General features: G+C 59.9%; 1 protein-coding gene and 1 tRNA gene. One reads left to right on the top strand and one right to left on the bottom strand.

What is annotated here, in order from left to right; all coding sequences use genetic code 11:
* Positions 1–2: 2 nt before the first annotated feature.
* Positions 3–89, bottom strand: a tRNA-Leu gene (locus tag BT264_RS37300).
* 434 nt (positions 90–523) lie between these two features.
* Here BT264_RS37300 and BT264_RS37295 point away from each other — a divergent pair.
* A complete protein-coding gene (locus tag BT264_RS37295) occupies positions 524–1,087 on the top strand; it encodes a flavodoxin family protein (protein WP_072441621.1) in 564 nt (187 codons plus the stop codon).
* Positions 1,088–1,221 lie beyond the last annotated feature (134 nt).

Raw genomic sequence — 1,221 nt, 5'->3', positions numbered from 1 at the left:
AGTGGTGCCCAGGAGAGGACTCGAACCTCCACGGTGTTGCCACCGCTAGGACCTGAACCTAGTGCGTCTACCAATTCCGCCACCTGGGCACGTTTCGCTTGCTGCGATGCGAAAGACCGCAATTATAGCGTGCCCGAACGGCTTGTCAACAGATTTTGCACGGTCGTTGAGGGGGCGAGAAAAGGGCGCATGCCGGATTTGTCGTGTTCGAGTATCGCCGCCGGGGCGATCCAAATGCGAACGATTGCTGCCGGAGAAGAGCGAGCGAATTTCCTGAGCGCAGGTTCAAGTCCGTCGCCGGAGAAGTTATTGTCGGTGCGTACCTGTCGTACCGCGCCGACTCGCGAATGCAGGCGGTGGGCGCCGCGCGGTTGTCCGCTCGCTTGGCGACACCATGCACATCGCGTAGTCGTCTGCCGCTGTAGAGCGCGCGGTACATGCAAGCGAACGCATTTGCATCGCGATCATTTCTGTTACTATTGCGGTAACGCTTTTTATGGAATAGTCAAAAAAGGAGTTTCCGATGTCTGAAATCGCAGTGGTTTTTCATAGCGGCTACGGCCATGCGGCCGTCATTGCGGACGCAGTCGCCCGTGGTATCGAGAAGGTCGACGGTGCGTCGGTCAAGCTGATCCCTGTCGACGCGATCGATGAACACTGGGAGTACCTGGAGCGCGATGCCAAGGCGATCGTCTTTGGTTCGCCGACCTATATGGGCAGCGCGTCCGCGCAGTTCAAGGGCTTCATGGACGCATCGTCGAAGCATTGGGGCAAGTGGCGAGACAAGCTGGCGGCCGGCTTTACGGTGTCGGCGTCGCAAAGCGGCGACAAACTGGCGACGCTGCAGCAGCTTGCTGTCTTCGCTGCCCAGCATCAGATGCTGTGGGTCAGCCTCGGTCTGATGCCCGGCAACAACAGCAGTACGGGTTCGGTTAACGATCTGAATCGACTCGGGTCGTTCCTCGGTGCGATGGCGCAGGCGAATGCGGACGAGGGCGGCGATGCGATTCTCGAGAGCGATCGAAAGACGGCCGAATTGCTGGGCGAGCGCGTCGCGATTGCCGCGAAACGCTGGAACGGTGCCTGAAGCCGATGGCCGGTCGGCGCTGTCTCGATGGTCGTCCGGCTGACGGATGGGTGGCGCCGATGCGGGACCGGAAATGAAAAAAGGCCGGCTAGAAGCCGACCTTTTTAAATAAGTGGTGCCCAGGAGAGGACTCG

The organism is Burkholderia sp. NFPP32 (assembly GCF_900119325.1).
Taxonomy (GTDB): domain Bacteria; phylum Pseudomonadota; class Gammaproteobacteria; order Burkholderiales; family Burkholderiaceae; genus Burkholderia; species Burkholderia pyrrocinia_C.
The sequence above is the reverse complement of the archived record's forward strand: the minus strand, read 5'-3'. Positions and strand labels throughout refer to the sequence as shown.